At 72.6% G+C, this 6,000-nt stretch carries 5 protein-coding genes; 3 read left to right on the plus strand and 2 right to left on the minus strand.

Features of this window, described 5'->3' with window-relative positions; translation table 11 throughout:
- Nucleotides 1-184: 184 nt before the first annotated feature.
- On the minus strand, nt 185-1,957 hold the full coding sequence (locus tag AB0A95_RS13170; protein ID WP_357555893.1) for a hypothetical protein: 1,773 nt from the start codon (nt 1,955-1,957) through the stop codon (nt 185-187).
- 114 nt (nt 1,958-2,071) lie between these two features.
- Nucleotides 2,072-3,613 (minus strand): C40 family peptidase, encoded by a 1,542-nt coding sequence (locus tag AB0A95_RS13175; RefSeq protein WP_357555894.1) that lies wholly within the window; start codon nt 3,611-3,613, stop codon nt 2,072-2,074.
- Nucleotides 3,614-3,851: 238 nt separating this feature from the next.
- Here AB0A95_RS13175 and mqnE point away from each other — a divergent pair, with 238 nt between their 5' ends.
- From mqnE to AB0A95_RS13190, 3 genes are all read left to right on the plus strand, one after another.
- Entirely contained in the window at nt 3,852-5,021 is a 1,170-nt protein-coding gene (gene mqnE, locus AB0A95_RS13180; RefSeq protein WP_357555895.1) for an aminofutalosine synthase MqnE, read from the plus strand.
- Nucleotides 5,022-5,044: 23 nt separating this feature from the next.
- Nucleotides 5,045-5,482 (plus strand): hypothetical protein, encoded by a 438-nt coding sequence (locus tag AB0A95_RS13185; RefSeq protein WP_357555896.1) that lies wholly within the window; start codon nt 5,045-5,047, stop codon nt 5,480-5,482.
- Nucleotides 5,483-5,559: 77 nt separating this feature from the next.
- Complete coding sequence (locus AB0A95_RS13190) at nt 5,560-5,868, plus strand: DUF4229 domain-containing protein (RefSeq protein ID WP_357555909.1); 309 nt, start codon at nt 5,560-5,562, stop codon at nt 5,866-5,868.
- Nucleotides 5,869-6,000: the final 132 nt, after the last annotated feature.

Below are 6,000 nucleotides of genomic sequence, written 5' to 3' on the forward strand. Positions count from 1 at the left end.
AGCGGGGCGCATCTTCGCGATGGCCTGCCGCGGCTGTGCCGCCGGATCGCCCGCAAGACCGCCCAGGGGCGCGCACCACGCGCGCCGGGTCAGTGATCTCCACCAGTGTACGGCGAACCGGCGAAGCCGCCAGCCGGTTGCCGGCCGGTAGTGGGCGGACTCACCATCGTTCCCACCCTCCGACTCACCCCTTGAGCACGCTGCCCACCAGACCGTCCAGGGCGTCACCGGCGAGCAGTACGACCATGACGCTGATCGCCACCAGCAGCCCCAGAGCGGCAGCCAGGACGATCATCACCCGGGTGTTCCGGGACCGTTCGGCCGGTGTGTCCGCCCAGCCCTGGGCCAGGATGTGCCCGGTCAACGACCCGGAATTCTCCACCGCGTTGGCGGGCATCGCGATCGTGGTGAAGCCCGGCCCGTCGCCGCTGCCGTAGACGGTGCCGGCCAGGTCGGAGCCGCCGTCGTGCCGCCCTCCGCCGGTGCTGCCCGTGCCCCGTGCGACGAAGCCGCCGTCGTGCCGTCCTCCGTCGGTGCTGCCCGCCCCCCGTCCGGCCGGGCCTTCCGAAGGGCTGCCCGTGGACGCGGTCCCTCGCGAGTTTCCGCTGCCATTACCACCCGACTGGGCAGCGCCGGTGGTGGACGGCGGCCAGGTCGGCAGGGCCGGTGCCGGTACCACCGGGGGCGCGGAGACCGGTGCTCCGGCCCACTGATCGCGGGATGTCGGGTGTGCCGTCGAGGCGGCGGATGGCCACCCGGCCGGCGCTGCGGAAACCGACGTGCTGGCCCGCACGCCGGGCGTGTCGATCATCGCCGGCGGCGGCGGAAACGGCGGTGCCGGCATCGGACCCGGCGGACCCGGTGGCGGGGGCACGGGCGGACCGGGCGGCGGTAGGGGCGGGCTCGGGATCGGCGGTGCCGGCGGGCCCGGGATGGGTGGCACCGGCGGGGGCGGCGGGGTCGGCGGACCCGGAACGGGCGGAACCGGACCGGGTGACGGCGTGGGTCGGGGCCCAGGCGTTGGCATCGGCTCGGGCGGGAACGGGCCCGGGGCTGGCGCGGGCTCCGGTTCGGGAGGCGACGGCTGGGTCGGCCCGGGGCCGGGCGGCGTGGGGCCGGGCGGCGTGGGTGTCGGCTCCGGCTCCGGAGTCGACAGCCGGGCCGGCTCGGGTTCCGGGTCGGATGGTTCGGGACGCACCGGCGCGGCTCGGTATACGCCGGGCGTGCTGCGCGCGTCCGGGGCACCCATGGCACCTGGTGTGGCCCGACTGCTGTCGGGAACCGTGGCGCTGGCCCGACTGCCGCTGGGAACCGTGGCGCTGGCTCGGGCGGGCTTGGTCGAGTCGTTGCGTTGCCCAGGCAACGAGATCCCTGCGGACCCGGCCGCGCCGACGGATCCGGTCGGGCCGGTGGATCCGGTCGGGCCGGTGGATCCGGCGGAACTGGTGGATCCGGCCGAGCCGGTCGGGCCGGCGGCAGCGGCCGTACGGTAGGTGGTTGCGGTGACCGGGGCGCTGGCCGGCAGGTCACTGCGGAGGGCCCCGGCGGTCGCGACGCTGGCCCGGGCCCGGACCGGCGCGGCAGCCTGGTCGGGGCGGTCCTCGGCGGGCGCCGACTGGCCGGCACTCGGGCCGGTGACCGCGGCCGGTCCGGCGCTCAACTTGCTGACTGCCGGCGGTCCGGCGTCCGGCGGTCCGGCGTCCGGCGGTCCGGCATCCGGGTCGGGGACGTCCGCGGCGACGCTGCCGCTGTCGAGAGCAGCGTCGTCGGTGGAGACGTCGCCACCAGCGGCGACGCTGCCGGAGACCGGGCCGGAGTCTGGAGTGGCCGGGCCGGAGTCAGGGTTGGCTGCGGGGGCGTCGGTGCTGGACGCCGGGTCGGCGGTGCCCGGCCCTGACGAGTCGGGTTGGTCGACCACGGGGTCGACAGTCTCCGCCGGATCACTCTGCTCGGCCATCTCCGCCCTCCGTGCCATGCTCGCACCCGGACCCGTGACGTCGAGTCGGATGTGCCCGGTTGTCACCGTGCCACAGATCTTCCCGAGCGGACAGCCGGAGCCGGTCGTGGCGGATCAGCCACTGGTGCTGGGGCTGCCCGGCGAGCTGCCGCTGCCCGTCGCGCTCGTGCTGGCCTTCGGTGTGCTCGTCGGGGTGCTGCTGACCGGTGCGCTGGTGGGTGCCGAGGGCAGGGTCGTGGGCGTGTTGTTGGGAGTGGGAGTCGGCGAGTCGCTCTCAGTCGGCGACGGCGACGGCGACGCACTGCCGGTGGGCGTCGGGGTGGCCGACTCCGTCGGCTTCGTGGTCGGCTTCGTGGTCGGCGTCGGCTTGGTGCTCGGCGTCGGCTTGGGCGTCGGCTTCGTGGTGGGCGGCGTGATCGGCACCGGCGGGGCGGGCACGACCGGTGCCGGCACCGCGCCGATCACCCGGGTCGCGGCATACAGCCGAGACCAGCTGACCACCGAGATCTTGACGACGTCGCCGGTGGTGGGCGCCTGCACCATCTTGCCGTTGCCGATGTACATGGCGACGTGGTGGATTGTCGTCCAACTGCTGCCCGAAGCGAAGAAGAGCAGGTCACCGGGGAGCAGCGCGCCCTGCGGCACGGTCCGGCCGCGGGTGGCGGCGTACTGGTCGCGGGAGACCCGCGGCAGGTCGAAGTAGTCGGCGCCCGGGGACCGGTACGCCGCCCACATCAGACCGGAGCAGTCGAACTCGTCCGGCCCCTCCTCGGACCACTTGTACGGGTCGCCGAGCTGGGCCAGCGCGTAGCGGACCGCGGCCATCGCCCGGGGGTGCGCGGCCATCCCGCTGACGTTCTGGTTGGTGACGTAGCCGGCGCCGTACTGCTGCTCGGTGGCTTCCTGCTGGCGTTCGATCTCGATCAGCTGGGCGGAGTTGTCCCGGCGCAGCTTGAGTAGACCCGCCTCGGCCGTGCGCAGTGCCGTCTCGCCCGTGGTGAACTCCGCCTCGGCGGCGGTGAGCAGCTCTTTGGCCTCGGTGTGTTTCTGGTAGGCGGCCTGCTCGGCGGCACGGGCGCGGGCCAACTCGCCGGCCACCCCGGTGGTGCCGCCGTCGACCTTCTCGCCGCGGGTGATCTGTTGCAGGCGGCTCAGCCCGCGGAGGTCCTGGGCGAAATCGCCGGGCGGCAGTGCGGCGTCCGCCTTGACGGCGTCCGCGGCGGCCGCGTCTGCGGCCTGCTGGGCTTGGAGTAGGGCGTCCTGCGTGGTCGCCAGCGCCTTGCTGGCGGCGTCGAGCTGGGCCTGCGCGTCGGTGCGTTTCTGGCGGCTCTTCAGCAGCGTCTCGCCGAGCGTGCCGACCTGGGTCTGGGCGGCGTAGATCTGGGCGGCCAGCGGGCCGGTGCCGATGGCGCCGACCGGCGGCGACGGGACACCGCCGACGGGCGGGACGCCGGGCAGTTGGGGCGCGCCGATGGCCGGCGGGCGGGCGCCGGTGTCCGGGATCGTCGTGGGTATTGCCGGATCGGCGTACGCGGGGGTGGCCAGCACGGCGGCGGCGATCGCGCCGAGCAGGGCGGCCCAGAGCTTCGGACGCAGCACTGGCGAGATCACCGGGCTCCGTCGTCGCTGCCGTCGCCCGCGCCCGCTGTAGACCATTCCGCTCCCCGTCCGACTGCTCGTCGCCGCGCTCGGTGGGCACGGCCGTCGGGACGGTACCAGTGTGTGTGTTCCGCCCCACCTTGTTACTACCGCACCCCGGCACCGATGTCGATGCGTGGCCGGGTTACGGGAGGCTGAGAGTTCGGTGAAGTGGGTCGCTGTCGCCGACCGTGCCGCCGCGGTGCTCGGCCCTCCGACGTACGCTCGATCCGACCGCAGGTGGAAGGGACGTGCCATGGACGCCGGACTCAAGCGTGAGCTCGAAGCGAAGGTGTACGCCGGTGAGCGGCTGACCCGCGAGGACGGGGTCGCCCTCTACGAGAGCGACGACCTGACCTGGTTGGGGCGGCTCGCCCACCACAAGCGCACCGAGCTCAACGGCGAACGGGTGATGTTCAACGTCAACCGGCACCTCAACCTGACGAACGTCTGTTCGGCGTCCTGTGCGTACTGCTCGTTCCAGCGCAAGCCGGGCGAGAAGGACGCGTACACGATGCGCATCGACGAGGCGGTCCGCAAGGCCAAGGAGATGGAGGACGAGCAGCTCACCGAGCTGCACATCGTCAACGGCCTGCACCCCACGCTGCCCTGGCGTTACTACCCGAAGGTGCTGCGCGAGCTGAAGGCGGCGCTGCCCAACGTCAAGCTCAAGTGCTTCACCGCGACCGAGGTGCAGTGGTTCGAGAAGATCAGCGGTCTGAGCGCCGACGAGATCCTCGACGAGCTGATGGACGCCGGTCTGGAGTCGCTGACCGGCGGTGGCGCGGAGATCTTCGACTGGGAGGTCCGGCAGCACATCGTGGACCACGCCTGCCACTGGGAGGACTGGTCGCGCATCCACGCCCTCGCACACCGCAAGGGCATGAAGACGCCGGCGACGATGCTGTACGGCCACATCGAGGAGCCCCGGCACCGGGTCGACCACGTGCTGCGGCTGCGTGAGTTGCAGGACGAGACCGGCGGCTTCGCGGTCTTCATCCCGCTGCGCTACCAGCACGACTTCGTGGACTCGGCGGACGGCAAGATCCGTAACCGGATCCAGGCGCGTACCACGATGGCCTCGCCGGCCGAGTCGCTGAAGACGTTCGCCGTGTCCCGGCTGCTCTTCGACAACGTGCCGCACGTGAAGAACTTCTGGGTGATGCACGGGCTGTCGGTGGCCCAGCTCTCGCTGAACTTCGGCGTGGACGACCTGGACGGCTCCGTCGTCGAATACAAGATCACGCACGACGCCGACTCGTACGGCACCCCGAACACCATGCACCGCGAGGACCTGCTGCACCTGATCTGGGACGCCGGCTTCCAGCCCGTCGAGCGGGACACCCGTTACAACGTGGTCCGGGAGTACGACAAGGCCCCGGCGCTGGCCGACCGCCGCGCCGAGCCGCAGCAGGTCTGGGCCTGAGTCACCACGTACCCTCGCAGTCGATGAGCGAGAAGACTGGTTCCGCGCAGCAGGGCGGGTTTCCCCGCCGGGACGCCGAGGGGCGTATCCGTACCCTGGGTGATCTGCTCGGGGTGTGCCTGGCTGGCCTGGTCATCGGTGCGCTGGCGCTGGTGTTGTTCGACTGGGGGTTCGCCTCGATCGGCGCCGGCCACTTCGGCCACACCAACGGCTGGCTGGCCGTGATCCTGCCGGCCTGGCTGTTCTGGGACGATTTCCGGGCCTGGGAGTTCGGCGCGGCCCGGGCGGCGACGGCCCTGGTCGCCGCCGCCGTCGGGGTGACCGTCGGGTTGCTGGTCGCGGGTCTGGCCGCCGGCCTGCCGCCGCTGCTGTCCGGGACGTTGGCGGCGCTGGCGTTCACGGTGGTGTACGCGACGGTGTGGTTCCCGGGTGTCCGCTGGCTGACCCGCCGGACCGGCTGACCGCGTCCGCCCGCCCGCTGGGCGGATCGACTTTCCCGCCGGCACCGGCGGGCGACGGAGAGAACGGAGTGGTGCAGGTGAGCGCCGCGCTGAAGTACACGCTGGCCCGGATTGGGCTGTTCGTCGCCGTGCTGGCGGCACTCTGGTTCGTCGACCTGAACGTGTTCCTGAAGCTGATGTTGGCGCTGGCCTTTTCCGCGGCGCTCTCCTTCTTCCTGCTGCGCGGCTGGCGGGACGAGTTGGCGGGCGAGATGGCCACCGCCACCGAGCGCCGCCGCGCCGAAAAGGAACGCCTCCGCTCCGCCCTAGCCGGCGAAGACCAAACCCCCACCGACACCCCTCCCACCCCTCCCACCCCCACCGAAGACCCCGACCCCCGGCGTTGATCATGGAGTTATTGCCACGACACGCCGGGCGGTCGGGCAATATGTTGTCGCAGGTCTGGTCGACCTCGTACGCGGGCTCTTCCCCCTCAAGCGGGGCCGACGGGGTGGCCGACGGGGTGGCCGACGGCGTCA

This window comes from Micromonospora sp. NPDC049230 (assembly GCF_040647875.1).
Taxonomy (GTDB): domain Bacteria; phylum Actinomycetota; class Actinomycetes; order Mycobacteriales; family Micromonosporaceae; genus Micromonospora.

Bases quoted from the DNA above. Each gene is read 5' to 3' on its own strand.
- AB0A95_RS13185 (WP_357555896.1), top strand. From the start codon at position 5,045: ATGAGCGAGAAGACTGGTTCCGCGCAGCAGGGCGGGTTTCCCCGCCGG.
- AB0A95_RS13170 (WP_357555893.1), bottom strand. From the start codon at position 1,957: ATGGCCGAGCAGAGTGATCCGGCGGAGACTGTCGACCCCGTGGTCGAC.
- mqnE (WP_357555895.1), top strand. From the start codon at position 3,852: ATGGACGCCGGACTCAAGCGTGAGCTCGAAGCGAAGGTGTACGCCGGT.
- AB0A95_RS13175 (WP_357555894.1), bottom strand. From the start codon at position 3,613: ATGGTCTACAGCGGGCGCGGGCGACGGCAGCGACGACGGAGCCCGGTG.